At 66.3% G+C, this 23,342-nt stretch carries 21 protein-coding genes, 1 tRNA gene and 1 pseudogene; 9 read left to right on the top strand and 14 right to left on the bottom strand.

Going from position 1 to position 23,342, the window contains the following annotated elements:
- Position 1 precedes the first annotated feature (1 nt).
- The 4 genes and pseudogenes from CA606_RS06860 to clpA all read left to right on the top strand — a co-directional run bounded on the left by CA606_RS06860 (position 2) and on the right by clpA (position 4,149).
- Positions 2–1,258 (top strand): DNA polymerase IV, encoded by a 1,257-nt coding sequence (locus CA606_RS06860; protein ID WP_096051806.1) that lies wholly within the window; start codon positions 2–4, stop codon positions 1,256–1,258.
- Positions 1,255–1,449 (top strand): annotated as a pseudogene (locus tag CA606_RS06855) (hypothetical protein). Before CA606_RS06860 ends, CA606_RS06855 begins: the two are co-directional and overlap by 4 nt.
- Positions 1,450–1,475: 26 nt before the next feature.
- Positions 1,476–1,805 carry an ATP-dependent Clp protease adapter ClpS gene (clpS, locus tag CA606_RS06850; protein WP_012640501.1) on the top strand — a complete coding sequence of 110 codons (330 nt, stop codon included), beginning with the start codon at positions 1,476–1,478 and terminating at the stop codon, positions 1,803–1,805.
- Positions 1,806–1,818: 13 nt separating this feature from the next.
- Complete coding sequence (gene clpA / locus CA606_RS06845; RefSeq protein ID WP_096051807.1) at positions 1,819–4,149, top strand: ATP-dependent Clp protease ATP-binding subunit ClpA; 2,331 nt, start codon at positions 1,819–1,821, stop codon at positions 4,147–4,149.
- A 58-nt stretch (positions 4,150–4,207) separates the two neighbouring features.
- On the opposite strand, the gene CA606_RS06840 is transcribed toward clpA, so the two are convergent.
- On the bottom strand, positions 4,208–4,642 hold the full coding sequence (locus CA606_RS06840; protein WP_096051808.1) for an HIT family protein: 435 nt from the start codon (positions 4,640–4,642) through the stop codon (positions 4,208–4,210).
- A 54-nt stretch (positions 4,643–4,696) separates the two neighbouring features.
- Here CA606_RS06840 and CA606_RS06835 point away from each other — a divergent pair, with 54 nt between their 5' ends.
- Positions 4,697–5,278 carry a DUF4287 domain-containing protein gene (locus tag CA606_RS06835; RefSeq protein ID WP_096051809.1) on the top strand — a complete coding sequence of 194 codons (582 nt, stop codon included), beginning with the start codon at positions 4,697–4,699 and terminating at the stop codon, positions 5,276–5,278.
- A gap of 61 nt (positions 5,279–5,339) precedes the next feature.
- On the opposite strand, the gene CA606_RS06830 is transcribed toward CA606_RS06835, so the two are convergent.
- Genes CA606_RS06830 through CA606_RS06815 form a run of 4 tightly spaced genes read right to left on the bottom strand, consistent with a single transcriptional unit; the run spans position 5,340 to position 11,098 of the window.
- On the bottom strand, positions 5,340–7,307 hold the full coding sequence (locus CA606_RS06830; RefSeq protein ID WP_096051810.1) for an acetyl/propionyl/methylcrotonyl-CoA carboxylase subunit alpha: 1,968 nt from the start codon (positions 7,305–7,307) through the stop codon (positions 5,340–5,342).
- A 9-nt stretch (positions 7,308–7,316) separates the two neighbouring features.
- Positions 7,317–8,627: a DUF3667 domain-containing protein gene (locus tag CA606_RS06825; protein WP_233282187.1), complete on the bottom strand. Its 1,311-nt coding sequence runs from the start codon at positions 8,625–8,627 to the stop codon at positions 7,317–7,319.
- A 17-nt stretch (positions 8,628–8,644) separates the two neighbouring features.
- Positions 8,645–9,484 carry an enoyl-CoA hydratase-related protein gene (locus tag CA606_RS06820; RefSeq protein WP_096051811.1) on the bottom strand — a complete coding sequence of 280 codons (840 nt, stop codon included), beginning with the start codon at positions 9,482–9,484 and terminating at the stop codon, positions 8,645–8,647.
- Positions 9,485–9,505: 21 nt separating this feature from the next.
- On the bottom strand, positions 9,506–11,098 hold the full coding sequence (locus tag CA606_RS06815; RefSeq protein ID WP_096051812.1) for a carboxyl transferase domain-containing protein: 1,593 nt from the start codon (positions 11,096–11,098) through the stop codon (positions 9,506–9,508).
- 170 nt (positions 11,099–11,268) lie between these two features.
- Here CA606_RS06815 and CA606_RS06810 point away from each other — a divergent pair, with 170 nt between their 5' ends.
- Both CA606_RS06810 and CA606_RS06805 read left to right on the top strand, forming a co-directional pair.
- Positions 11,269–13,044: a patatin-like phospholipase family protein gene (locus CA606_RS06810; RefSeq protein WP_181242822.1), complete on the top strand. Its 1,776-nt coding sequence runs from the start codon at positions 11,269–11,271 to the stop codon at positions 13,042–13,044.
- Positions 13,045–13,099: 55 nt separating this feature from the next.
- Complete coding sequence (locus tag CA606_RS06805) at positions 13,100–13,186, top strand: hypothetical protein (protein WP_181242890.1); 87 nt, start codon at positions 13,100–13,102, stop codon at positions 13,184–13,186.
- A 194-nt stretch (positions 13,187–13,380) separates the two neighbouring features.
- Here the strand turns inward: CA606_RS06805 and CA606_RS06800 are convergent, their stop codons facing one another.
- The 5 genes from CA606_RS06800 to CA606_RS06780 form a co-directional block, all read right to left on the bottom strand.
- Positions 13,381–14,535, bottom strand: a complete 1,155-nt coding sequence (locus tag CA606_RS06800; RefSeq protein WP_181242821.1) for an isovaleryl-CoA dehydrogenase — start codon at positions 14,533–14,535, stop codon at positions 13,381–13,383.
- Between the two features lie 204 nt (positions 14,536–14,739).
- On the bottom strand, positions 14,740–16,035 hold the full coding sequence (gene spmX, locus CA606_RS06795; protein ID WP_096051814.1) for a lysozyme-family localization factor SpmX: 1,296 nt from the start codon (positions 16,033–16,035) through the stop codon (positions 14,740–14,742).
- Positions 16,036–16,140: 105 nt separating this feature from the next.
- A complete protein-coding gene (mgtE, locus tag CA606_RS06790) occupies positions 16,141–17,610 on the bottom strand; it encodes a magnesium transporter (RefSeq protein WP_096051815.1) in 1,470 nt (489 codons plus the stop codon).
- 148 nt (positions 17,611–17,758) lie between these two features.
- A tRNA-Leu gene (locus tag CA606_RS06785) sits at positions 17,759–17,843 on the bottom strand.
- A gap of 85 nt (positions 17,844–17,928) precedes the next feature.
- Complete coding sequence (locus CA606_RS06780; RefSeq protein ID WP_096051816.1) at positions 17,929–18,240, bottom strand: FliM/FliN family flagellar motor switch protein; 312 nt, start codon at positions 18,238–18,240, stop codon at positions 17,929–17,931.
- Positions 18,241–18,252: 12 nt separating this feature from the next.
- Here CA606_RS06780 and lipB point away from each other — a divergent pair, with 12 nt between their 5' ends.
- Positions 18,253–18,978 (top strand): lipoyl(octanoyl) transferase LipB, encoded by a 726-nt coding sequence (lipB, locus tag CA606_RS06775; RefSeq protein WP_096051817.1) that lies wholly within the window; start codon positions 18,253–18,255, stop codon positions 18,976–18,978.
- A 197-nt stretch (positions 18,979–19,175) separates the two neighbouring features.
- Here lipB and CA606_RS06770 read toward each other — a convergent pair whose 3' ends face one another.
- The 4 genes from CA606_RS06770 to CA606_RS06755 form a co-directional block, all read right to left on the bottom strand.
- Positions 19,176–19,577, bottom strand: coding sequence for a DUF805 domain-containing protein (locus tag CA606_RS06770; RefSeq protein ID WP_096051818.1), 402 nt, complete (start codon positions 19,575–19,577; stop codon positions 19,176–19,178).
- Positions 19,578–19,618: 41 nt separating this feature from the next.
- Positions 19,619–20,023 (bottom strand): DUF805 domain-containing protein, encoded by a 405-nt coding sequence (locus CA606_RS06765; protein WP_096051819.1) that lies wholly within the window; start codon positions 20,021–20,023, stop codon positions 19,619–19,621.
- Positions 20,024–20,095: 72 nt separating this feature from the next.
- On the bottom strand, positions 20,096–20,551 hold the full coding sequence (locus CA606_RS06760) for a DUF805 domain-containing protein (RefSeq protein ID WP_233282186.1): 456 nt from the start codon (positions 20,549–20,551) through the stop codon (positions 20,096–20,098).
- Positions 20,552–20,592: 41 nt separating this feature from the next.
- Positions 20,593–22,602 (bottom strand): acetyl-CoA carboxylase biotin carboxylase subunit, encoded by a 2,010-nt coding sequence (locus CA606_RS06755; protein ID WP_096051821.1) that lies wholly within the window; start codon positions 22,600–22,602, stop codon positions 20,593–20,595.
- A gap of 192 nt (positions 22,603–22,794) precedes the next feature.
- Here CA606_RS06755 and CA606_RS06750 point away from each other — a divergent pair, with 192 nt between their 5' ends.
- Positions 22,795–23,295, top strand: coding sequence for a GlcG/HbpS family heme-binding protein (locus CA606_RS06750; RefSeq protein WP_096051822.1), 501 nt, complete (start codon positions 22,795–22,797; stop codon positions 23,293–23,295).
- Positions 23,296–23,342 lie beyond the last annotated feature (47 nt).

The raw sequence follows: 23,342 nt of genomic DNA, 5'->3' as shown, positions 1-23,342 counted from the left end.
CATGAAGTCCCTGTGCCGCGATTGCGGATGGACGGGCGAGGCCAAGGCCCCGCGCTGCCCGTCCTGCGCCTCGCCGCGCACGGTGTTCCATGAGGAACTGGGGACCTTGTCCATCGCTCACATGGACTGCGACGCCTTCTACGCCTCGGTGGAGAAGCGCGATGATCCGTCGCTGCGCGACCTGCCGGTGATTATCGGCGGCGGCAAGCGCGGGGTGGTCACCACAGCCTGCTACATCGCCCGCATGAGCGGCGCCAAATCGGCCATGCCGATGTTCAAGGCGCTGAAGCTGTGCCCCGACGCCGTGGTGATCAAGCCGAACTTCGCCAAGTACAAGGAAGAGAGCCGGCGCATCCACGAGAAGCTCGACAAGCTGACGCCGCTGATCCAGCCGCTGTCGCTGGACGAGGCCTGGATCGACCTGACGGGTACGCAGCGCCTGCACGGCGCGACGCCCGCCCAGATGCTGGCCAGGCTTCAGGCTGAGATCGAGCGCGACATCGGCCTGACCGTCTCGGTGGGCCTGGCGCCCAACAAGTTCCTGGCCAAGATCGCTTCGGAGCTGGACAAGCCGCGCGGCTTCTCGGCGATCGGCGCGGCCGAAGCGCAGGCCTTCCTCGCCAACAAGCCGGTCAACATCCTGCCGGGCGTGGGTCCGGCCACCGTCGCCTCGCTGGCCGAGCTTGGGCTGCGCACGGTGGGCGACATCGCCGCCGCCGATCTGAAGCTGTTGGCCAATCGCCTGGGCTCGGGCGGGATGCGGCTGCACCGTCTGGCCCACGGCCAGGACAGCCGCATCGTCGACCCTGACCAGGCCCGCAAGACGATCAGCGCCGAGACCACCTTCAACGACGACCTGCACAAGCGCGAGGACTTGGAGGACGAGCTTTGGCCCCTCTGCGAAAAGGTCGCCAAGCAGGCGCGTAAGGAAGGCGTCGCGGGCCGCGTCGCGACGCTGAAACTGCGCACCCCCGACTTCAAGATTCATACCCGCCGCCGCACGCTGGCTGTGCCGACCCAGACGGCCCGCACCCTGTTCCAGGTCGCCCGCGAGCTCTTGGCCGCCGAGCCCCGCGGCCTGGCCTATCGCCTGATCGGCGCGGGCCTGACCGAGTTCGTCGACGCCGACACGGCCGGCGCTGACATGTTCGCGGACGAAGAGCGCCGCGCCTTGAAAAGCGAGACCGCCATCGACGCGCTACGCGGCAAGTTCGGCGCCGCCGCCGTGGTCACCGGCCGCGCCCTCAAGGGGCGGTGACGTCCGCTCTTGCGCGAGGCGACATCGAGCACCATCTCGACGCTTCCCCCCGTGGAACCGTTCGCGCGCGGCCTTCACTCTCTCAAACGTGAAGCCGAAAACCGAGGCGCCTCTGTGCTAAAGCGGCGCAGCGGCGCTTCGGCTCTTCCAAAGCCGCCGCGTTTCCATATCTAATCCAGGCAGGCGGGTGATTTGCTCGCCGGGAGAGAACAAGTCGATGGCCGAGCGGAAGCAAGGCGGGCAAGGTAACGGCGTCGGGTCGTCGGTCGTCACGGAAGTGAAGCCGAAGACACAGAAGCCTTCGCTCTATCGCGTTCTAATTCTCAACGACGACTACACGCCGATGGAGTTCGTCGTCTACGTGCTCGAACGGTTCTTCAACAAGTCGCGCGAAGATGCGACGCGTATCATGCTGCATGTCCACCAAAACGGTGTGGGCGTTTGTGGCGTCTACACTTACGAAGTCGCAGAAACCAAGGTCGCCCAAGTCATCGACTCGGCGCGACGCCATCAGCACCCCCTGCAGTGCACCATGGAAAAGGACTGAGGAGCCTCCGCCGTTGCCCTCTTTTTCGCGCCCCCTGGAAGAGTCCCTGCATCGCGCCGTCGCCTACGCCAACCAGCGTAAGCACGAGTACGCGACGCTGGAGCACCTTCTGCTTTCCCTGACCGACGACGAGGACGCCGCCGGAGTCATGCGTGCGTGCGACGTCGATCTCACCGCGCTGAAGAAGAGCCTTTCCAACTATCTCGACGTCGAACTCTCCTCCCTGGTGGTGGACGATGACGAGGACGCCAAGCCGACCGCCGGCTTCCAGCGCGTGATCCAGCGCGCGGTGATCCACGTCCAGTCGTCCGGCCGCGAGGAAGTGACCGGCGCCAATGTGCTGGTCGCCATCTTCTCCGAACGCGAAAGCCATGCCGCCTACTTCCTGCAGGAGCAGGACATGACGCGGTATGACGCGGTCAACTTCATTGCTCACGGCATCGCCAAGAAGGCCGGGGCGTCGGAACCCAAGAGCGTCAAGGGCGCCAGCGCCGGATCGAACGCGACCGAGGAGGACGGCGAAAAGTCGAACGCCAAGACCGGCGGCGAAGCGCTGGAGGCCTACTGCGTCGACCTCAACGAAAAGGCCCGCCAGGGTAAGGTCGATCCGCTGATCGGCCGCGCCAACGAGGTCGAGCGCGCGATCCAGATCCTGTGCCGCCGCACCAAGAACAACCCGCTGCTGGTGGGCGATCCGGGCGTCGGCAAGACCGCTATCGCCGAGGGCCTGGCGCGCAAGATCGTCACCCACCAGGTCCCCGAGGTCCTGGAAGGCGCCACCATCTACTCGCTCGACATGGGCGCGCTGCTGGCCGGCACCCGCTATCGCGGCGACTTCGAGGAACGCCTCAAGCAGGTCGTCAAGGAGCTGGAGAACCACCCGAACGCGGTGCTGTTCATCGACGAGATCCACACCGTGATCGGCGCCGGCGCCACCAGCGGCGGGGCCATGGACGCCAGCAATCTGCTCAAGCCGGCTCTGGCCTCGGGCACGCTGCGCTGCATGGGCTCGACCACCTATAAGGAGTTCCGTCAGCACTTCGAGAAGGATCGGGCCCTGGTCCGTCGCTTCCAGAAGATCGACGTCAACGAGCCGACGGTGGAAGACACCATCAAGATCCTCAAGGGTCTGAAGACCTACTACGAGGACTTCCACAAGCTGAAGTACACGGCCGACGCCCTGAAGGTCGCCGTCGAGCTGTCGGCCAAGTACATCACAGACCGCAAGCTGCCGGACAAGGCGATCGACGTGATCGACGAAGCCGGCGCCTCGCAGATGCTGCTGCCTGAAAGCCGTCGCAAGAAGACGATCGGCGTGAAGGAGATCGAAAGCGTCGTCGCCAAGATCGCTCGCATCCCGCCCAAGTCGGTCAGCAAGTCGGACACCGAGGCGCTGAAGGAACTGGAAAGCGACCTGAAGCGCGCCGTGTTCGGTCAGGAAGAGGCCCTGAGCCAGCTGGCCGCCGCCATGAAGCTGGCGCGGGCCGGCCTGCGTGAACCCAACAAGCCGATCGGCTCGTACCTGTTCAGCGGTCCGACCGGCGTTGGCAAGACCGAAGCCGCTAAGCAGCTGGCCCAGACCCTGGGCATCGAGATGCTGCGCTTCGACATGTCGGAATATATGGAGCGCCACACCGTGAGTCGCCTGATCGGCGCCCCTCCCGGCTATGTCGGCTTCGACCAGGGCGGTCAGCTGACCGACGCGGTCGACCAGCACCCGCACGCCGTCGTCCTGCTCGACGAAATCGAGAAGGCGCATGGGGATGTCTACAACATCCTGCTGCAGGTGATGGACAACGGCACCCTGACCGACAGCAACGGCAAGAAGGTCGATTTCCGCAACGTGGTCCTGATCATGACCACCAATGCGGGGGCCTCGGACGCCCAGCGCAACTCGATCGGCTTTGGCCGGTCGAAGGTCGAAGGTGAAGAAGAGGCCGCCCTCAAGCGCCTGTTCACGCCGGAGTTCCGCAACCGCCTGGACGCCGTGGTGGCCTTCAAGCCGCTGACCGCCGACATCATCCGTCAGGTCGTGCAGAAGTTCGTGATGCAGCTGGAGGCGCAGCTCGCCGACCGCAACATCACGATCGAGCTTTCCGACGACGCCGCCGACTGGCTGGCCAAGAACGGCTTCGACGAGCTCTACGGCGCGCGTCCGCTGGCCCGGGTCATCCAGGAGCACATCAAGAAGCCCCTGGCCGACGACATCCTGTTCGGACGCCTCGTGCGCGGCGGTCACGTCAAGGTCGTGCTCAAGGACAGCAAGATCGACTTCGAGATCGACTCGTCCACCGCCCCCAAGGCCGGCAAGACCGACGAGACCGAACCGGCCATGGCCGAATAGGTCGGCGACAAGCCCTCAAGCGAAAGGCCCGGAGCAATCCGGGCCTTTTGTTTTTTGACTAAAGCGCCGCGCTGATCTTTTCCGCCAGAGCCTGCAGTTCGGCGACATCGGCCATGCCGCCCTCACCGTGACGCCCCAGGGCCTCGCCCTCATAGCGGGGGATCACGTGGAAGTGCAGGTGGAAGATCGTCTGGCCAGCCGGCGCGCCATTGAACTGGGTGACGACCACGCCGTCAGGCTTGAGCGACGTCACAATCGCCCTAGCCAACGTCTGGGTCGCGGCGGTCAGGTCGGCCAGAACCTGCGGCTCGACCTCCAGGATGTTGCGCGCCTGGCTGACCTTGGAGATCACCAGGGCGTGGCCGCGCGCCTGCGGAAAGACGTCCATGAACGCCAGGACCTTGTCGTCCTCGAACACCTTCACACTGGGGATCTCGCCGCGGATGATCTTGGCGAAGATGTTGCCCGTGTCGTAGCGTCCGTCGAGGCTCATGATCGTCTCCCTTTGATGCGACGGTCGTAGCAAACGCGAAGGGGCGCGGAAACCATGGACGGCAAGCCTCAGGGCCTTACCGAGCAGCAAAAGCAATGGTTCGCCTCGGTTCGCGCCAATCTGGAGCGAGAGACGGGAAAGACTCTCGAACAATGGGTCGAGATCGTCCGGTGCGAATGTCCTGAAACCCGGCCCAAGGCGCGCAACGATTGGCTGAAAGCGACCTATGGCATCGGCCAAAACCGCGCCGCAACGATCTTCGGCGTCGCCTTTCCGGCCGAAATGGGCTGGGACGACGCGGACGGCCTGCGCGCGGCGCTGTGGACAGACCCGGCCTCGGCCGCCGTCCTCGAGGCGCTGGAAGCGGCGATGGCCGACCTGCCCGGCGTCGTGACCGGCCAACGCAAGGGCTACACCGCCTGGTCGCGCAAAAGCCAGTTCGCAGCCGCCAAGCCGCTGAAGGGCGGCGGTGTCGCGCTGGGCCTCGCCCTGACGCCGGAGGCCTCTCCCCGCCTCGCCGAGCCCCGCAATGAGACCTGGTCCGAGCGCCTCAAGGCCAAGCTTGTCGTCGCCTCGCCCGCCGAGGTCGATATGGCGCTGAAGGCGCTGCTCAAGACGGCTTGGGACCGCTCCTAGCCCCCTTCTGGGGTGACCAGGACGCCGTTTGGTCCCGGCCCGTCAGAATGGACGCAGGGCGCTAAGCCTGGGCCGCCGGCTCGAGGCGCGCCAGCATCACGCCCTCGCTGACCTGACCGCCGACGCTCACCGACAGCTCTGCGACAACACCGTCGAACGGCGCGGCCATGGCGTGCTCCATCTTCATGGCCTCAAGCGTCAGCAGGGTTTGCCCCTTGCTGACGGCCTGACCCGCCGAGACGGCGACAGAGACGATCTTTCCGGGCATCGGCGACAGGATCGCGCCGTCCGAGGCCCCGCCCTCGCCTGCCCCGCCGACCTTGGCGACAAAGTCGAACTCCTGGACGTCGCCGCCCTCGAACACCTGGATCGGACCCTTGCCATAGGTGGTCGGCAGACGGGTGACCTCATCGAACGTCGAGCCATCGGCATGGCGGATGTCCCAGGACCAGTCCTCGGAGCCGCCGCCGATCAGAGCGACACGCAGCGGCGTGGCCTTGCCGTCGGACGACATCGGCAGGTGCATCGACGCCCGGGGGGCGTTCATCCGGAAGCCCAAGAGCTTGGACGGCGCGGGCTCCCACGGGTCGCGACGGGCTTCGGCTTCGAGGAAGCTGTCGAGCCGCCAGCCGATCGCGGCCATGGCCGGCTCGTCGCTGAAGGTGCGTTCGGTGAGTTCGTCGAGGCGCGCCTCGATAAAGCCGGTATCCACAGCGCCGTCGACGAAGTCGGGATGGCTGGCGCACTTGGCCAGGAAGGCGGCGTTGGTCTTGACCGGCCAGACCTCGACCAGGGCGCAGGCCTCGGCCAGGCGCTGAGCGGCGTCCTCGCGATCGGCCCCGTGGGCGATCAGCTTGGCGATCATCGGATCGTAGAACGGCGTGACCTCGCCGCCTTCCTCCACCGCGCTGTCGACGCGGACGTCGCCCTCGGGCAGGCGGAAGTGCTTCAGCTTGCCGGTCGAGGGCAAAAAGCCGGTGGCCGGGTTCTCGGCGTAGAGGCGCGCCTCCATGGCCCAGCCGTCCAGGGTGATCTCGTCCTGCGCCAGCGGCAGCGGCTCGCCCGAGGCCACCCGCAGCTGCCATTCGACGAGGTCCTGGCCGGTGACCATCTCGGTGACTGGATGCTCGACCTGCAGGCGGGTGTTCATCTCCATGAACCAGATGCGGTCGGCGCGCAGGCCCTCGCTGGCGTCGGCGATAAACTCGACCGTACCGGCCCCGACATAGTTCACGGCCTGGGCGGCCTTGACCGCCGCCGCGCAGACGGCCTCCCGGGTCGCCTCGTCCATGCCGGGGGCCGGCGCTTCCTCGATGACCTTCTGGTGGCGGCGCTGCAGCGAGCAGTCGCGCTCGAACAGGTGGACGACATTGCCGTGGCTGTCGCCGAACACCTGCACCTCAATGTGGCGCGGCCGAGTGACGTACTTTTCCAGCAGCACCCGATCATCGCCAAAGGCGGCCGAGGCTTCGCGACGGCACGAGCCCAGGGCGGCCTCGAAATCGTCGGCCTTCTCGACCTTGCGCATGCCCTTGCCGCCGCCGCCCGCCACGGCCTTGATCAGCACCGGATAGCCGATCTTGGCGGCCTCGGCGGTCAGGCGGTCGACCGACTGATCCTCGCCCAGATAGCCGGGCGTGGTGGGCACGCCGGCCTTGATCATCACCGCCTTGGCGGCGTCCTTCAGGCCCATGGCCCGGATCGCCGACGGCGGCGGGCCGATCCAGACGAGCCCCGCGTCGGTCACGCTCTGGGCGAACTCGGCGTTCTCGGACAGGAAGCCATAGCCCGGATGGATCGCCTCGGCGCCCATCTGCTTGGCCGCCGCCAGGATCTTGCGCGGATCCAGATAGCTCTCCTTGGCCGGCGCCGGACCAATCAGGATCGCGGCGTCAGCCTCCATCACGAACGGCGCGTTGGCGTCCGCCTCGGAGTAGACGGCGATCGTCCGCACGCCCAGCTCGCGGGCGGTACGGATGATCCGACGGGCGATCTCGCCGCGATTGGCGATCAGAACGGAGGAGAGCAAGGGCGGGGCCTACATTTGGGAAAGGGTGAAGAGCAGGAGTCCCGACAGCATCGTGGCGAACGCGGTGATGCTGCTGAACCAGACGATGCTCGTCTTGAAGAGCGCGCCGATGATGGTCGAGCCATACCCACCGCGCAGGGTCTGGAAGAGATTGACGGGGGACCAAAGGATCACGATCGTCAAAGCCGCTCCGATCAGGGGCTGCGGCAGAATGAAGACCAGGGCCCACAGGAGGAATGAGAAAGACAGTAGGTTGGTGGCCACCAGCAGGTGGTCATAGATGAAGTACTGACGGCGGTTCACGTACACGAGCGCCAGGCTCAGACCGATAATCGGCAGCAGCAGAACCGCCAGGCGGTGAGCCCAGCCGAAGGTGACAAGCAGATAGTAGTCCGGATTGGCCACGGCCTTGGCCAGGCCTTCCTTGAACCAGTACTTGGAAGTCTCCTTCGCCGTGGTCTCGTGACCGGAAGCCGCAGCCTGCTCCTTGATCCGCGCCTGATCGGGAACGACGATATTGACCTTGCTGCCAGCGACCTGGGCCTCAGCGATCTTGTTCGCGCTGCTCTCCAGCTTGGTGGGATCTTCGAAATTGAGGCTCCGGATCTGATCGGCGGCTTTGGAGCCCTTGTTCTTGATCTGCGCCAAGGCTTCCGCGCCAGCGTTTGGATTATTCTGCAACGCTTGGGCTTCGGCCGTCTTGCTGGCGTAGCGCTCCTCAGCCATCTTCACGTCTTCGGCGTACTCTGCGGCGATCGCGGCCTTGTCCGGGGTGGGCTCCTTGAGCGCCTCGTCGCGCTGCTCAATGGCCGCAGCGAGACGTTCATCGCGCGCCTCGGTCGCCTCCTGGCGCATCTCGTCGGCCTTGGCCTTGCGACCGGCAGGCGTCATGAGGGCATGCGCTTCCTTTTCAGCCCTGAGTTCCTGCTCATGGCGGAAGTTGTGGATCAGGTGCTCCGCCGAGAAGATGAACAGCAGCAGCGAAACCAGGAAAGTGCGGAACGGCGGCACGTGCCGCGCGATCCGCCCTTCCATGTAGTCCTTGGCCAGCTTGCCGGGCCTGAAGAACAGCAGCGGCAAGGTGTTGGCCAGGCGACCGTCGAGGTGGAACATCCCCTCGATGGCCTCCCAGATCAGGTGGAGGATCGACCGATGGTGCGTATCGGCGTTCTGGCCGCAGCTGTAGCAGTACCAGCCCTCCAGGGCCGTCCCGCAGTTCTTGCAGGGCTCACCCTGTTGCGTGAACGGCCGCTTTTTCGGCCGAACTAAACTCGCAACCGAGTCCGCCGCCGCCGTATCCAGATCCGCGCCCGTCATCATGCCCCCACCGGTTGAGTCTATTCAGACCAGGAGGGTTTACGACGGTCGAGGAAAGCGCGCACGCCTTCTTGTCCCTCAGGCGAAACACGGCGGCGCGCGATGCGCCGAGCGCTCTCTTCGATCAGTCCCTTGTCGAGCTTTTGACCAACGAAGTCGTTGACCAAGGCCTTGGCGTCGCCGATCGCGCCCGGGGCGCAGGGCGCCATCTCGGCGATCAGGGCGTCGCGGGCGGCCTCCAGGCTGGCGACATCCTCGAACACCTCGTCGACCAGACCAAAGCCCCAGGCGTCATCGGCGTCGAACACGCGGCCGGTGGCGAACAGCAGCTTGGCGGTGCGCGGGCCCAGAGCTTGGATCACGTAGGGGCTGATCGTCGCCGGGGTCAGGCCCAGCTTCACCTCGGAAAAGGCGAACTTGGCGTCGACCAGCGCCAGCGCATGGTCGCACGCCGCCACCAGACCCGCGCCGCCGCCGAAAGCCGGCCCTTCGACCAGGGCCACGGTCAGGGCCGGGATGTCGTGCAGCGCCTTGAGCATATGCGCCAGTTCCAGCGCGTCCTGGCGGTTGTCATCCTCGTCCCACTCGACGGCCGCGCCCATCCAGGACAGATCGGCGCCGGCGCTAAAGGCGCCGCCGACGCCGCGCAGGAACACGATCCGCACGCCCTCGGCGCCGTGCAGGGTCTCGAAGGTCTGGCGCAGCGCCGCGATGGTGGCCGCGTCAAAGGCGTTCTTCTTGTCCGGCCGGTTGATCCACACGGTGACCGCGCCCTCCGGCGTGCTGTCCATGTGGACCAGCGGGCTCATCGCGTCGGTGTCGTTCACCTCGACGATGGGATCGGCGATCGGGTTGGTCATGTGGGAAGTCCTTCCTGGGATCTACATCCGGAAAACGCCGAAGGTGGTCTCTGGGATCGGCGCGTTCAGCGAAGCAGAGATTGCGAGACCCAGGACGTCGCGGGTTTGCGCCGGATCAATGATCCCGTCGTCCCAAAGGCGCGCCGTCGCATGATAAGGGTTTCCCTCGTCCTCGTAGCGCTGGCGGATCGGCGCCTTGAAGGCCTCGGCCTCCTCGGGCGTCCACTTGGCGGCGTCACGGTGGACGGTGGCCAGCACACTGGCGGCCTGCTCTCCCCCCATCACCGAGATGCGGCTGTTGGGCCAGGTGAACAGGAAACGCGGGCTGTAGGCGCGGCCGCACATGCCGTAGTTGCCGGCTCCGAAGCTGCCGCCGATCAGGACGGTAAACTTCGGAACCTCGGCGGAAGCCACAGCCGTCACCAGCTTGGCGCCGTCCTTGGCGATGCCGCCGGCCTCATACTTGCCGCCGACCATGAAGCCCGAGATGTTCTGTAAAAAGATCAGCGGAATCTTGCGCTTGCAGGCAAGTTCTATGAAGTGCGCGCCCTTCAGCGCGCTCTCGCTGAACAGCACACCATTGTTGGCCAGGATCGCCACGGGCTGGCCCCAGATGCGGGCGAAGCCGCAGACCAGGGTCGTGCCGTACAGCGCCTTGAACTCATCGAACTGGCTGCCGTCGACGATGCGCGCGATCACCTCGCGAACGTCATAGGGCGCCCGAACATCGGTCGGGACGATCCCATAGAGCTCTTCAGGATCATGGGCCGGGGGCTCGACGTCGGCGAGCACCAGTTGATCCGGCTTGGTCGTGTTGAGGTTCGCCACGATCGCGCGGACGATCTCCAGCGCATGCTCGTCGTTCTCGGCGACGTGGTCCACCACGCCAGAGCGGCGGCCGTGGGTGTCGGCGCCGCCCAGTTCCTCGGCCGAGATGACCTCGCCGGTGGCGGCCTTCACCAGCGGCGGGCCGGCCAGGAAGATGGTCCCCTGATTGCGGACGATCACCGTCTCGTCGCTCATCGCCGGGACATAGGCGCCGCCGGCGGTGCACGAGCCCATGACGCACGCGATCTGCGGGATGCTGGCCGCGCTCATCCGCGCCTGATTGAAGAAGATGCGGCCGAAATGGTCGCGATCGGGGAAGACCTCGGCCTGGTGGGGCAGGTTCGCGCCGCCGCTGTCGACCAGATAGACGCAAGGCAGCCGGTTCTGCGCGGCGATTTCCTGGGCCCGCAGGTGCTTCTTCACCGTCATCGGGAAGTAGGCGCCGCCCTTCACCGTGGGGTCGTTGGCGACGATCATCACCTCGCGCCCGGAGACCCGGCCGACGCCGCAGATCATGCCCGCGCCCGGCGCTTCGCCATTGTAGAGATCACAGGCGGCCAGTTGGCCGATTTCCAGGAACGGCGAGCCTGGATCCAGCAGACGCTCGACCCGCTCGCGGGGCAGCAGCTTGCCGCGCGACGTATGCCGCTCGCGGGCGCTTTCCGGCCCGCCCAGGGCGGCTTGCGCCACCTTGGCGCGCAACTCTTCCACAAGCGCCCGGTTGTGGGCGGCGTTCTTGGCGAAGGCGTCGCTGGACGCGTCGATAACGGAGTTCAACTTCGGCATGACCGACGCTTAGCCTTTTCCACCCTGCCCCGGAAGTCGGAGTTTTTTGGACCCCGAACCCAAAGATTCCGAGCCAAAACCGTTCTCGACCATTTCGCTTGCGTGATCAACAGTTGCGCCTGAACGGGCCCTTGTGGTCAAGCCTGCCGGTTCGGGTTAGCGTCCGCGCCGTGGAAACGCCCCTGCCCGACGACTCGGCCCTGGCGCGCCTCTTCGCCCGCGCACGGCGAACCGGGGCGGCGGCCTGGTTTTCCCTGCCCGGCGGGGCGACGCTGTTCGAGCCCGGCGAGGCGGCCGACAACCTCTATTTTCTCAAGACCGGACGCCTGGGCGCCTTCCGTCGCGAGGAGGGTCAAGAGTCTCAGTTTCTGGGCGTGATCCGCCCTGGCGAACCGGCCGGCGAGATGGCCCTGGTCGGCGGCACGCCGCACTCGGCCAGCATGGTGGCCCTGCGCGACAGCGAGGTGCTCGCATTGCCGCGCGACGACTTCTTCGAGGCCGCCGAGGAAGACCCGACGGTGATGCTCGAACTGTCGCGGCTGATGATCCGACGGGCCAGGCAGGCTCAGACACACGCGGCGATCGGTGACCCCTCGGTCTTTGGCTTCATCGCGGTCGAGCCTGGCGCGGCGATCCGGCCCGTGGTGGAGCGTCTCGGGCGCTGTATCGAGAGCCTGGGATACTCGGTGACCGTCGAGGGTGGTGAGTCGCTGCTGGCGCCCACCGAGTGGTTCAGCAACGTCGAACGCGAGCACGACTTTGTGCTGTACGTCGCCGAAGCCGACGAGACCGCCTGGAAGCACGTCGTGGGTCGCCAGGTCGACCACCTGTTCCGCGTCGGTCGGGGCGATCGCGCACCGCCGAAGACAATTCCTTCCTACGCCTCGGGTCCGCTGCAGGCGCAGCGGCTGGTTGATCTGATCCTGCTGCAGTCCGCGACCTTGGAATATCCGGCGGGCTCAGAGGCCTGGATGACCGCCACCCAGGCCGCTCGGCTGTTTCATCTACGCGAGAACGGCGTCGCCGATCTGCAGCGTCTGGCGCGCGTGCTCACCGGGCAATCCGTCGGGCTTGTGCTCTCAGGGGGCGGCGCGCGCGCCTACGCCCATATCGGCGCGATCCAGGCGATGCGGGAACGCGGCATTCCGATCGATTTCGTCGGCGGCGCTTCCATGGGCGCGATCGTGGCGGCGGGGATCGCCATGGGGTGGGATGACGGCGAACTGGAAGCCCGCATCCGAAAGGCCTTTGTCGACACCAGTCCGCTCGACGACATCGCCTTTCCCATGATCGCCATGACCCGCGGCGAGAAGGTTCGCGACCGGCTGGACGAGCATTTCGGCTCGGTCGACATCAGCGATCTGTGGCTGCCGTTTTTCTGTGTGTCGTCGAACCTGACGTCCGGCTCCTACCAACTGCATCGCACAGGAGACCTGCAGGCGGCGCTGCGGGCGTCGATCGCCTTGCCGGGGGTGCTGCCACCGGCCACGGAAAGGGGCCAGGTGCTGGTGGACGGCGCGGTCATGAAGAACTTCCCCGCCGACGTGATGCGGTCATTCCAGCTGGGCCCGATCGTCGGCGTCGATGTTACGCGGGGCCGCAGCATCACTAGCGCCGACATCGTGACGCCACCGTCCTTGTGGAAGTGGATCTTTTCGGGCGAATGGCGCAAAGGGCCGCCGATCGTGGCGCTTCTGATGCGCGCGGCCACCGTGACGACGGGCCGCGATCTCGCCGCGGCCCGGGAGGCCACCGACGTCCTCATCACCCCGAAGCTGGAGGGGATCGACATCCGCGACTGGCGCGCCTTCGAGCCCGCCGTGAAGGCCGGCTACGTCGCTGCGGGCCTCGCGCTCGACGGCGTGCATCGCCCCATCACCGACCTGCGCAAGCGTCCGAGCCTGGCCGAGCGCCGCGCGGCGTTTAGTCCCGCCTGGCCCAGATGAAGGCCCTTCCCTTTCGCGAGAACCGGTCCAATATCCTTCCTGTGTTGTTCAACATCTGAAAGGAGGTGGTCCAGTGTCTCATTGTCTCCAACCGCAGTCGCAAGTCGTGACCTGGAGCCCGAAGAGCGAGGTCTCCGCCTAGAGCCCTTTAGCTTTGGATGGAACCATCTAAAGCGTTTGAAAGGGCTCTAAATCTTTGATTTTAGAGCCTGTTTAACAGGCTCTAAGGCGTTGAGCGCCAAGGGTTTAAAGTCACTGGCTGCGAGAGCGGCTACGACGATGGAGGGCCGCCCCGAGCGATCGGGGCGGCCCTTTTTCATGTCTCGCCGTCCAGGATCAGCCGCCGATCAGTTCGCGTCCGATCAGGAAGCGGCGAATCTCGTTGGTGCCCGCGCCGATGTCGTAGAGCTTGGCGTCGCGCAGCAGGCGCTCGACCGGCCACTCCTTGGTATAGCCAGCGCCGCCCAGGGCCTGGATCGCCTCCAGAGAGACCTTCACAGCGTTCTCGGACGCCATCAGGATCGCGCCGGCGGCGTCGAACCGGGTAGTCTTGCCCGCGTCGCAAGCCTTGGCCACCGCGTAGACATAGGCCCGCGCCGAGTTCAGGGCCACGTACATGTCGGCGATCTTGCCCTGCATCAGCTGGAACGAGCCGATCGGCTGCCCAAACTGCTTGCGGTCGCGGACATAGGGCAGGACGATATCGAGACAGGCCTGCATGATGCCCAGCGGGCCGGCCGCCAGCACGGCGCGCTCATAGTCCAGACCGCTCATCAGGACGCCGACCCCGCCACCGACCGGGCCCATGACGTTCTCTTCCGGGATCTCGCAGTCCTCGAACACGAGCTCAGCGGTGTCCGACCCGCGCATGCCCATCTTGTCCAGCTTCTTGGAGACGCTGAAGCCCTTCATACCCTTCTCGACGAGGAAGGCGGTGATGCCGCGACTGCCCTCGCCGGTCTTGGCGTAGACCACCAGCGTATCGGCGTGCGGCGCGTTGGTGATCCAGAACTTCGTGCCGTTCAGGATATAGCGGTCGCCGACAAGCTCGGCGCGCAGCTTCATCGACACGACGTCCGAACCCGACCCCGCCTCGCTCATCGCTAGCGAGCCAACGTGCTCGCCGCTGATCAGCTTGGGCAGGTAGCGACGCTTCTGCTCCGGCGTCGCCCAACGGCGGATCTGGTTCACGCAGAGATTGGAGTGGGCGCCGTAGCTGAGCCCCACGGAGGCGGAGGCGCGGCTGACCTCTTCCATCGCCACCACGTGTTCCAGATAGCCCAGACCCAGGCCGCCGAACTCTTCCTCGACGGTGAGGCCGTGCAGGCCAAGATCCCCCATCGGGACCCAGAGTTCGCGCGGGAAGGCGTTGGTCTCGTCGATCTTGGCGGCGATCGGGGCGATCTTGTCGGCGGCGAAGCGGGCCGTGGTCTCACGGATGGCGTCGGCGGTCTCGCCCAGCGCGAAGTCCATCGAGGGTGCGAAAGTCATCGACGTGGTTTCCTTCCCGATCGCCCAACGGAAGATGTGGGCGGTTTCAGCGCTTGTCACGCTCTGGCTCAACACTGAGAGAGCGTGTGCATCCTATCTCGGTCGATTTCCACCAGAAAACAGCCGCGCGATAGCAAAAAACGCCCGCCAGCCTTTGGGACCAGCGAGCGTTCTTGCTCATGCCTTGGGTGGAAGGCAAGAAACCTACTCTTCGTCACCCACGTCGGGGCCGGCCAGGCGGCGCAGCAGCAGATAGGCCGAGACCACAAAGCAGATCGCGCCGACCATGCTGGCGCCATAGCCGAAGAGCTTGACCTGACCATCCGAGCCCGCCGCGACGGTGAGGATCCAGAGAACCCCGCCGCCGAACAAAGCCAGGCCCAGGATGCCCAGGCTGACCAGCAGGCTGGTGTTGCCAAAGCGGGGCTGCTCCGGCTCGACCAGCGGGACGTCCATCACACCGATGGTCGCGTCTTCGCTCGTCGAAAAGCCGTCGAGATTGAAGACCGAAGAGCTCGCGGCCGGCGCGCCGAACAGGGTCGGTTCGCTGGGCGCAGCGCGCGTCGGAGCCGGAGCCTCGACCGGCGCCTCGACCGGTTCGCTGACTTGCGGGGTCAGGCGGAACGGCGTGAACTCGACCGGAGCGGCCGGCGAGGCCTCAACGGCCGTGGGCTGCGTCACAGGCTGGAACAGGGTCGGCGCAGGCTCGACCTCGGCCGGCTGAGTCGGAACCGGCGGCTCGGGCAGGCCCAGATCGTCCTGGCGGATCTCCGGCTTGGCGACCGGCGCAGGCGCAGCCGGGGCCTCAGGCAGGATCGCTTCCAGGCGGGCGGCGACCGCAGCGGCCGATTGCTCGGTGGCGGTCGGACCGTCCTCTTCCGGGACGACCGCGCTCAGCGGCAGACCTTCCTCGCGCTCGGCGATAACCCGGTCGCCCTCGGTGCGGGTGTTGACGGCCGCCGGGGTCTGCTTGGGCACCGCGCAGCTGGCGTCATAGTCGACCTTGGGACGCAGCACCGGGCTCGGCGCCGGGACCCATTCGCCGTTGGTCGGGGTCAGGAACAGCGTCTTTTCCGCCGCGCGGCGACGGACCAGCGCGTCGATGACGATCCGTTCGCCCTCGAAGTCGGCCTTGCGCCACATTTCCATCGCGCACGCGGCTTGCAGGAGCGAGCCCTCGTTGATCCGGCGCAGGACGCCCGAGCGGAGGAAGTTGTCGAGGCCGATGTTGAAGGCGAAGCAGACCAGCGCGTCGAACTGGTTCTGGTTCAGCGGCGCGTAGGTGTGCTCGTTCACCGAATGGGCGACCGAGATGAGGTCGTAGAGCAGCAGCGCCTCGGCGTCCTTTTCCGAGACGGACGCGCCCTCTCGGGCGGTCAGGGTGTGGCCATAGCCGACCGTCCAGCGCCCGTCGGGGAGCTGCGCGGCCTTCTGACGGTACCCTTCGAATCTCTTGATGAGATCGACGGCGGCCCGGGAGACCTGATGACGCGGTTTCATCGCCTAGATTGACCCAGTTTGAGACAGACGCGGATGCGTTCGCCTGTCTCGGCGCAAGGTCGGCGCCAGTTTCCCCGGTTAAGCGAGGCGCCGGCGCGAAAAACCTCAGTGCAGCAGCAGCGACGCGATCAGCAGCACCGCGAAGAAGCCGGTGAAGTCGGTCAGGAAGGTGACGAAGATCGACGATGACACCGCCGGATCGCGGCCCATCTTCTCCAGCGCCAGGGGCATCAGGATGCCGCCCAGCGCCGCGGTGAAGATGTTGGTGATCAAGGCCGCACCGACGATGATCGCCAGCTTGTCGTGTTGATCCGCCGGCCCGAAGATCATGTAGGTCGCAGCCCCCATCACCAGCGCCAGGCAAAGGCCGTTGACCAGGCCCACCAGCAGTTCGCGGGCCACGATGCGGCGGGCGTTGGCCGGGGTCAGCTCCTTGCTGGCCAGGGCGCGGACGGCCACGGCCAGGGTCTGGGTGCCGGCGTTGCCGCCCAGGGACGAGACGATCGGCATCAGGATGGCCAGGGCCACCAATTGAGCGATCTCGGCCTGGAAGATGGCCACGCCGCTGACGGCCAGGGTGGCGGTCGCCAGGTTCAGCATCAGCCATGGCAGGCGTGACTTGACGATCTCGATCACCGAGGCGTCGCGGCCGGCGTCGGACACACCGGCCAGGGCCAGGATGTCTTCCTGCGCCTCGTCGCGGATGACCTCGACGATGTCGTCGACGGTGATCTGGCCCACCAGGCGGCCACCCGGCTCGATCACCGGGGCGCTGATCAGGTGGTACTTGTCGAAGATGTAGGCGACCTCTTCCTGGTCCATCTCGACTGGGATTTCGGTGACCGCCTCCATCAGCTCGGCCAGCGGCGTCTGGCGACGGCTGCGCAGCAGGATGCTGATCGGGATGGCGCCGACCGGCTTGAAGGTCGGATCAACCACATAGACGTCGAAGAACAGCTCGGGCAGCTGATCGCCGGCCTCGCGGACGTGGTCGATGGTCTGGCCGACGGTCCAGAATTCCGGCGCAGCCAGGAACTCGCGCTGCATCAGGCGACCGGCGGTCTCGTCCTCGTAGGACAGGGTCGTCTCGATGGCGGCGCGATCGGTCTCGCCCATGGCGGCCAGCACCTGGAAGCGCTTGGTGTCGTCCAGGTCGTCGATGACGTCGGCGGCGTCGTCGGTGTCCAGCTCCTCGAGGGCCCGGGCCAGGGTCACCGACGGGGTGGCCTCCAGCACTTCCTCGCGGATGTTGTCGTCCATCTCCGAGATGATCTCGCCCAGGGCCTCGGGGTCCAGCAGCGGGATCACCTGCTCGCGATAGTCGGCGGTCAGAAAGCCCATCAGGTCGGCGACGTCGGCCGGCTCAAGGGCCCCGACCAGCTCGCGCAGGCGCTTGGAGTCGCCGCTGTCGGCGGCGTCGATCACCATCTCGACATATTCGGGATTGAGCGCGTAGTCGTCGCCAAGCGCGAGGTCTTCAAGCTCCTCGGGCGTCTCGGACTTCGGGACAGGGACCTGAGCCAGCGGGATGTCGTCCAGCACGTCGTCGTTCAGTTCGGCGGTATCCCGGGTCATGGGGGCCTCCTGAGCTCTCAGAGCGCGTGGGTTCGTTGGGCTGGTCCGATCAAGCGACCCTGAGGCGAAATCAGGGCCAGAAACGATTAGAGCGCCCTCAGCGAGTCGGAAACCGATTTCGCCAAGCGCGCTCTACTCTTGTTCACCTTGGTGCGGTCGAGAAGACTCGAACTTCCACGGGTTGCCCCACAGCGACCTCAACGCTGCGCGTCTACCAATTCCGCCACGACCGCTCGTGGTGAGGGGCGGCTGGTAGCAAACTGAATCGGCTTTGGGAAGCCGGAAGTTGGAGAATGTCACACGCCGCGCCGTGAGCGATCAGGCGCCGCCGGCCATGTAATCGTAGACGTCGGCCGCCCGGGTCACCTGAATGGCGATCCGTTCGTCGCTGATCTGGATTTCGCCGCGTGCGATCGGATGGTTGTTGGCCAGGATCCAGACCTCGTCATTGGTCTTGGTGTCCAGCGGGATCACCGCGCCCCGACCCATACGCAGCAGTTGCTGCATCGGCAGGATCGAGCGCCCCAACAGGACCGAGATCTCGACATTGACGGCGTTGACCTGGCTCACGAAGTAAGACCCTTGAACTGACACGCACGACCTGACTGGTCGCGGCGTCCAGGATTGCAAGAATAAGGCCGCATGCTTTCTCTCCCGTTAAACCCTGAAAACCCTGGGCTTCCGAGCCTGAGGCGCGATGACGCCGCGCCCGTCGGGTGGGCGGTTTCGACCCAGCCCGTCCCCTACCCGGCAGCGGTTGCCGCCATGGAGGCCCGCGCGGCGGCGATCGCCGACGGGACAGCGGGCGAGCTCATCTGGCTGCTGGAGCATCCACCGCTCTACACCGCCGGCGTCTCGGCCAAGGCGAGCGACCTGATCCAGCCCGACCGCTTTCCGGTGTTCGAGAGCGGCCGTGGCGGCCAGTTCACCTATCACGGCCCCGGCCAGCGGGTGGCCTATGTGATGCTGGACCTGACCCAGCGCGGCCGCGACGTCCGCGCCTTCGTGGCCGCCCTGGAGGCCTGGATCATCGACGCCCTGGCCGCCTTCAACGTCACCGGCGAGATCCGCGACGGCCGGGTCGGCGTCTGGGTCGAACGCAAGGGCGCCGGCTGGAGCCGCGAGGACAAGATCGCCGCCATCGGCGTCAAGCTGCGGCGCTGGGTCAGCTTCCACGGGATCAGCCTGAACGTGGAGCCGGATCTCTCGCACTTCTCGGGCATCGTGCCCTGCGGCCAGACCGAGCACGGCGTCACCAGCCTGGTGGACCTGGGCCTGCCGGTGACCCTGGACGAGACCGACGCGGCCCTGCGATCGAGCTTTTCAAAGGTGTTCGGGGCGGTCGAGGACGCTGAGGTTCCGGTTTAAGGGCGCTGGATGGCCGCTTAACGGCTCCCTTCCCCTTGATGGGGAAGGGCCGGCGATAATCCTCCCCCCAGCGGGGGAGGTGTCGGCGCAGCCGACGGAGGGGGAAGTCCTGCCCCCCCGCCTCTTCCCCCACCGGCGCTACGCGCCACCTCCCCCACTGGGGGGAGGATTTGGGGCGCGGACGCCAGCTTCAGGCTTCAAGCCGTGCGAACGCGCCCAGCGCCGCTGGCAGGCCACGCGCAGAGCGCCAGCCAGGCCAAGACCCCAATGCTGGGAACCAGCGCCAGGCCCGCCAGCCATCCGCCCTGCCCCATGTCGTGGAGGCGCTTGGAGGACAGGGCCGCAAGCACCCAGGCCTGCGCCAGCCACAAACCCGCTGTCAGACTGGCCCAAACCCAGCCAGCGTCGCGCGCAATCGCGTCCAGAGTCATCGCGCGATGGTCGAGTATGCCCCCGAGGCCGGCAAAGCCGCTGCTGCTGGCGAAGACACAGAAATAGACGATAAAGCCCAGATGGCCGATCAGCCAAGCCAGCGTCGTCTGGGCCAGATAGGCCTCGCGCCCCATGCTTCCACGCGCGTCGAACCACTGCCGGATCATCGAGCTTCGCCCCTAGCGTGAACGCTGAGCGAAAATAGACCCTAGATCGAAATCGTCTTCAAGGGGTTGGGCCCGTAGCGATTGGCGCCCTGCTCGCCGCCCATCACGCCCAGTTCGACCACCGACCAGAGGATGACCAGCGAGAACAGGAAATCCAGGAAGTGCTCGGGCTGCGGCCACACAGCGACCACCGCGATCAGGATCAGCATCGACCACCAGCCCGACCGGCCGCGATCATGCAGCCGCTTGGACAGCAGGCAGGCCCCGGTGAACAGCAGGGTCGGATAGACGAACCACCCGGTCAGCCAGTGCAGGGTGTAGTTGGCGATCGCCTCGTAGAAGACGGCCACCCCGACCACCACGGCCGAGGCGATCAGGAACGGCGTGCGCGCCAGCCTGCCGTTCGACGACAGGAACAGTTCCGCCAGTTCGCTACGATCGCTCATTCGCCTGCTCCGAGTCGGTGGATGCACCGCTCGCGGCAATCTAGGCGTTGAGGGACACCGCTGGAAGTGCAGCTAGGCGACAGCCGGCGTCTGCGACGCCGAAGGCTCGCGCGGCGCCTTCGGCGACGGGCCAAAGCGGTTGTCCCCCGGCGTTCCATCAAGCAAGCCAGAGTCGATAAAGAACCAGATCGCCACCAGACCGCCGACAATCGTGCTTGGCATCGAGACCTCCTCCGGAAGGCCGATGATCGCGTCCAATGAGCCGATCAGATCGGGGACCAGCAGCAACAGAGCCCACCAGGCCGAGCGATTGCGGTCATGCATGCGCTTGGCGAGCAGCGCATAGGTTGGCCAGGTCAGGAGAAGCGGGACAAGCCAAGACCGATGCTCGGCAAGGTCGATATCAACCAGCCGCTCGAACAACACAAAAAGCGTGGCGCCCGCCAGGATCAGGCCGATCCAGTAGATCCAAAGGTCGCGACGACGAAGGCGACCCTGGAAGCTCAGCATCGTCTGGGTGAAGGTCATGGCCATTCCTCCTGATCGCGAAATCAAGAGGAAAACATCTTTTACGCGAATTCAACCAGAATTTCATCCGCCGCCACCGGATCGCCGCCCTTGGCGTTGACCGCCTTGACCACGCCGTCGCGCTCGGCGCGGATGATGTTCTGCATCTTCATGGCTTCCAGCACGCAGACCACCTCGCCCTCGCGCACCTGCTGGCCGGCGATGACGTCCATCGAGACCACCAGCCCCGGCATCGGCGAGAGCACCAGCTTGGAGGTGTCGGCGGCCTGCTTTTCGGGCAGCTTGTCGTGCAGCTCGGCCGAGCGCGGGGTCAGCACCAGCACGCGGGTCTTGGCCGCCCGGTGACGGATGGTGAAGCCCTCGGCGGCCGGGGCGGCCTGGACGGTGAAGGCCACGCCGTTCAGCACGGCCTTGAACACCGGCTTGCCCGGGCGCCAGTCGATGTCGGTCAGGAACAGGGTGCGGCCTTCGTCGAGCAATTCAACCGCCACCGCGCCGTCCTCGGCGCCGACCTTGACCCGCCGACGGGTCTCGCCGATCGCCACCACCCACTCGTCGCGGGCTTCGCCGATCAGGCCGGACTCGTAGCTGCGGGCCCGGGTCGCATAGACGCGCTGCATGGCCGCCCCGACGGCGGTCATGATGTCGAGCTGGGCGGACGTGGGCTCCGTTCCGTTGAAGCCTTCAGCGAACTCGTCCTTGATGTAGTTGGTCGAGATCTTGCCCGAGCGGAAACGCGCCTGATCCATCACGGCCGCCAGGAACGGGATGTTCTGGCCAAGGCCCTCGATGTGGAAATCTTCCAGCGCCCGGCCCATGCCGTCGATCGCCGCCAGGCGGGTCGGCGCCCAGGTGCAGAGCTTGGAGATCATCGGGTCGTAGAACATCGAGATCTCGTCGCCTTCGCGCACCCCGGCGTCGTTACGGACCACATAACCACCATTGGGGCCGTCCTTCTCGCCTTCCGCCGGCGGGTCGTAGCGCACGAGGCGGCCGATCGAGGGCAGGAACTTGCGGTATGGATCCTCGGCGTAGATGCGGCTTTCGATGGCCCAGCCGTTGATCTTCAGGTCCGACTGGCCAAAGGCCATCTTCTCCCCAACGGCCGAGCGGATCATCTGCTCGACCAGATCAAGGCCGGTGATCAGCTCGGTCACCGGGTGCTCGACCTGCAGACGGGTGTTCATCTCCAGGAAGTAGAAGCTCTTGTCCTGGCCGGCGACGAACTCGACCGTGCCGGCGCTATCGTAGTTCACGGCCTTGGCCAGGGCGACGGCCTGGGCGCCCATGGCGTTGCGGGTGGCCTCATCCAGCAGGGGCGACGGGGCTTCCTCGATGACCTTCTGATTCCGACGCTGGATCGAGCATTCGCGCTCGAACAGGTGGACGACGTTGCCGTGCTTGTCGCCCAGCACCTGGATCTCGATGTGGCGCGGGCTTTCGATGAACTTCTCGATGAAGATGCGGTCATCGCCAAAGCTGGCCTTGGCCTCGGCGCGCACGGCCGGGAAGCCTTCCTCGACGTCCTGGCGGGTCCAGGCCACGCGGATGCCCTTGCCACCGCCGCCGGCCGAGGCCTTGATCATCACCGGATAGCCGATCTCCTCGGAGATCTTCACGGCCTCGGCGGTGTCGGCGATCTCGCCGATATGGCCGGGAACGCAGGAGACGCCCGCGGCCTGGGCGAACTTCTTGCTCTCGATCTTGTCGCCCATGGCGCTGATGGCGCCGGGGTTGGGGCCGATGAAGACGATGCCCTCGTCGGCGCAGCGCTGAGCGAAGCTGGCGTTCTCGGACAGGAAGCCAAAGCCAGGGTGCACGGCCTGCGCGCCCGTCTGCTTGCAGGCGGCGATGATCTTGTCGGCGACGAGGTAGGACTGGGCGGCCGGCGAGGCGCCGATGTGCACGGTCTCGTCGGCCATCTCCACGGCCAGGCTGCCCGCATCGGCGTCGGAGTAGACGACCACCGTCTTGATGCCCAGACGGCGGCAGGTCTTGATCACCCGGACTGCGATCTCGCCACGGTTGGCGATCAGGATCTTCGAGAACATCGGCTACTTCCGCCCGCAGTTTTTTGTGCTTTGCAGCACGGCCTATCAGGCCGCGCCGGGTTTGCAAGCTTGCCCTTACGGCGCTAGACCCGCCACTAGGCGTGACACCGGTTACCGAAGATCGGACTCCAGAGCTTCGGCGCACGCCAACCGGACCCGAAACATCGCCCCGAACAACGAGGTCGCGCCGCCATGAACAAGACTTTCGCCCTGCTCGCCGCCGCCCTGGTCCTCACCGGCGGCTCCGCCCTGGCCCAGACCCCGCCGGCGGCCGCCGCCAGCGCGCCGGCCCCGCCGTACGCCAGCCGCGTGATCACCCTGGCCGAGGCCCGGGCGGTCGCAGCCGCCGCCGAGGCCGAGGCCCGCAAGAACGGCTGGAGCATGGTCATCGTGATCCTGGAATCCAACGGCCAGCAGGTCCTGGCCCAGAAGATGGACGGCACGCAGTACGGCTCGAACGAGGTCGCCCTTAAGAAGGCCGTCACAGCCGCCAACTTCCGCCGCCCGACCTCTGTGTTCCAGGAAGCGGTCAAGAGCGGCACGCTGAACGCCATCTTCACCGGCGCCACCGCTGTCGAAGGCGGCGAACTGCTGCTGGTCGACGGCAAGATCGTCGGCGCGATCGGCGTCTCGGGCGCCACAGCCGCCCAGGACGGGATCGTGGCGCGGGCGGGCCAGGCGGCGCTGAAGTAGGGTCGTTTCGTCCACCCAAAAGTTCGATGTCATCCCGGCCGCAGCGC

Source organism: Caulobacter vibrioides (assembly GCF_002310375.3).
In the GTDB taxonomy this organism is placed as follows: domain Bacteria; phylum Pseudomonadota; class Alphaproteobacteria; order Caulobacterales; family Caulobacteraceae; genus Caulobacter; species Caulobacter vibrioides_D.
The sequence above is the reverse complement of the archived record's forward strand: the minus strand, read 5'-3'. Positions and strand labels throughout refer to the sequence as shown.

Bases quoted from the DNA above. Each gene is read 5' to 3' on its own strand.
- CA606_RS06860 (WP_096051806.1), top strand. From the start codon at position 2: ATGAAGTCCCTGTGCCGCGATTGCGGATGGACGGGCGAGGCCAAGGCC.
- CA606_RS06800 (WP_181242821.1), bottom strand. From the start codon at position 14,535: ATGACTTTCGCACCCTCGATGGACTTCGCGCTGGGCGAGACCGCCGAC.
- CA606_RS06755 (WP_096051821.1), bottom strand. From the start codon at position 22,602: ATGTTCTCGAAGATCCTGATCGCCAACCGTGGCGAGATCGCAGTCCGG.
- lipB (WP_096051817.1), top strand. From the start codon at position 18,253: ATGCTTTCTCTCCCGTTAAACCCTGAAAACCCTGGGCTTCCGAGCCTG.
- CA606_RS06835 (WP_096051809.1), top strand. From the start codon at position 4,697: ATGGACGGCAAGCCTCAGGGCCTTACCGAGCAGCAAAAGCAATGGTTC.
- CA606_RS06820 (WP_096051811.1), bottom strand. From the start codon at position 9,484: ATGACCAACCCGATCGCCGATCCCATCGTCGAGGTGAACGACACCGAC.
- clpS (WP_012640501.1), top strand. From the start codon at position 1,476: ATGGCCGAGCGGAAGCAAGGCGGGCAAGGTAACGGCGTCGGGTCGTCG.
- CA606_RS06840 (WP_096051808.1), bottom strand. From the start codon at position 4,642: ATGAGCCTCGACGGACGCTACGACACGGGCAACATCTTCGCCAAGATC.
- CA606_RS06815 (WP_096051812.1), bottom strand. From the start codon at position 11,098: ATGCCGAAGTTGAACTCCGTTATCGACGCGTCCAGCGACGCCTTCGCC.
- spmX (WP_096051814.1), bottom strand. From the start codon at position 16,035: ATGAAACCGCGTCATCAGGTCTCCCGGGCCGCCGTCGATCTCATCAAG.
- CA606_RS06765 (WP_096051819.1), bottom strand. From the start codon at position 20,023: ATGAGCGATCGTAGCGAACTGGCGGAACTGTTCCTGTCGTCGAACGGC.
- CA606_RS06825 (WP_233282187.1), bottom strand. From the start codon at position 8,627: ATGATGACGGGCGCGGATCTGGATACGGCGGCGGCGGACTCGGTTGCG.
- CA606_RS06770 (WP_096051818.1), bottom strand. From the start codon at position 19,577: ATGATCCGGCAGTGGTTCGACGCGCGTGGAAGCATGGGGCGCGAGGCC.
- CA606_RS06750 (WP_096051822.1), top strand. From the start codon at position 22,795: ATGAACAAGACTTTCGCCCTGCTCGCCGCCGCCCTGGTCCTCACCGGC.
- CA606_RS06760 (WP_233282186.1), bottom strand. From the start codon at position 20,551: ATGACCTTCACCCAGACGATGCTGAGCTTCCAGGGTCGCCTTCGTCGT.
- mgtE (WP_096051815.1), bottom strand. From the start codon at position 17,610: ATGACCCGGGATACCGCCGAACTGAACGACGACGTGCTGGACGACATC.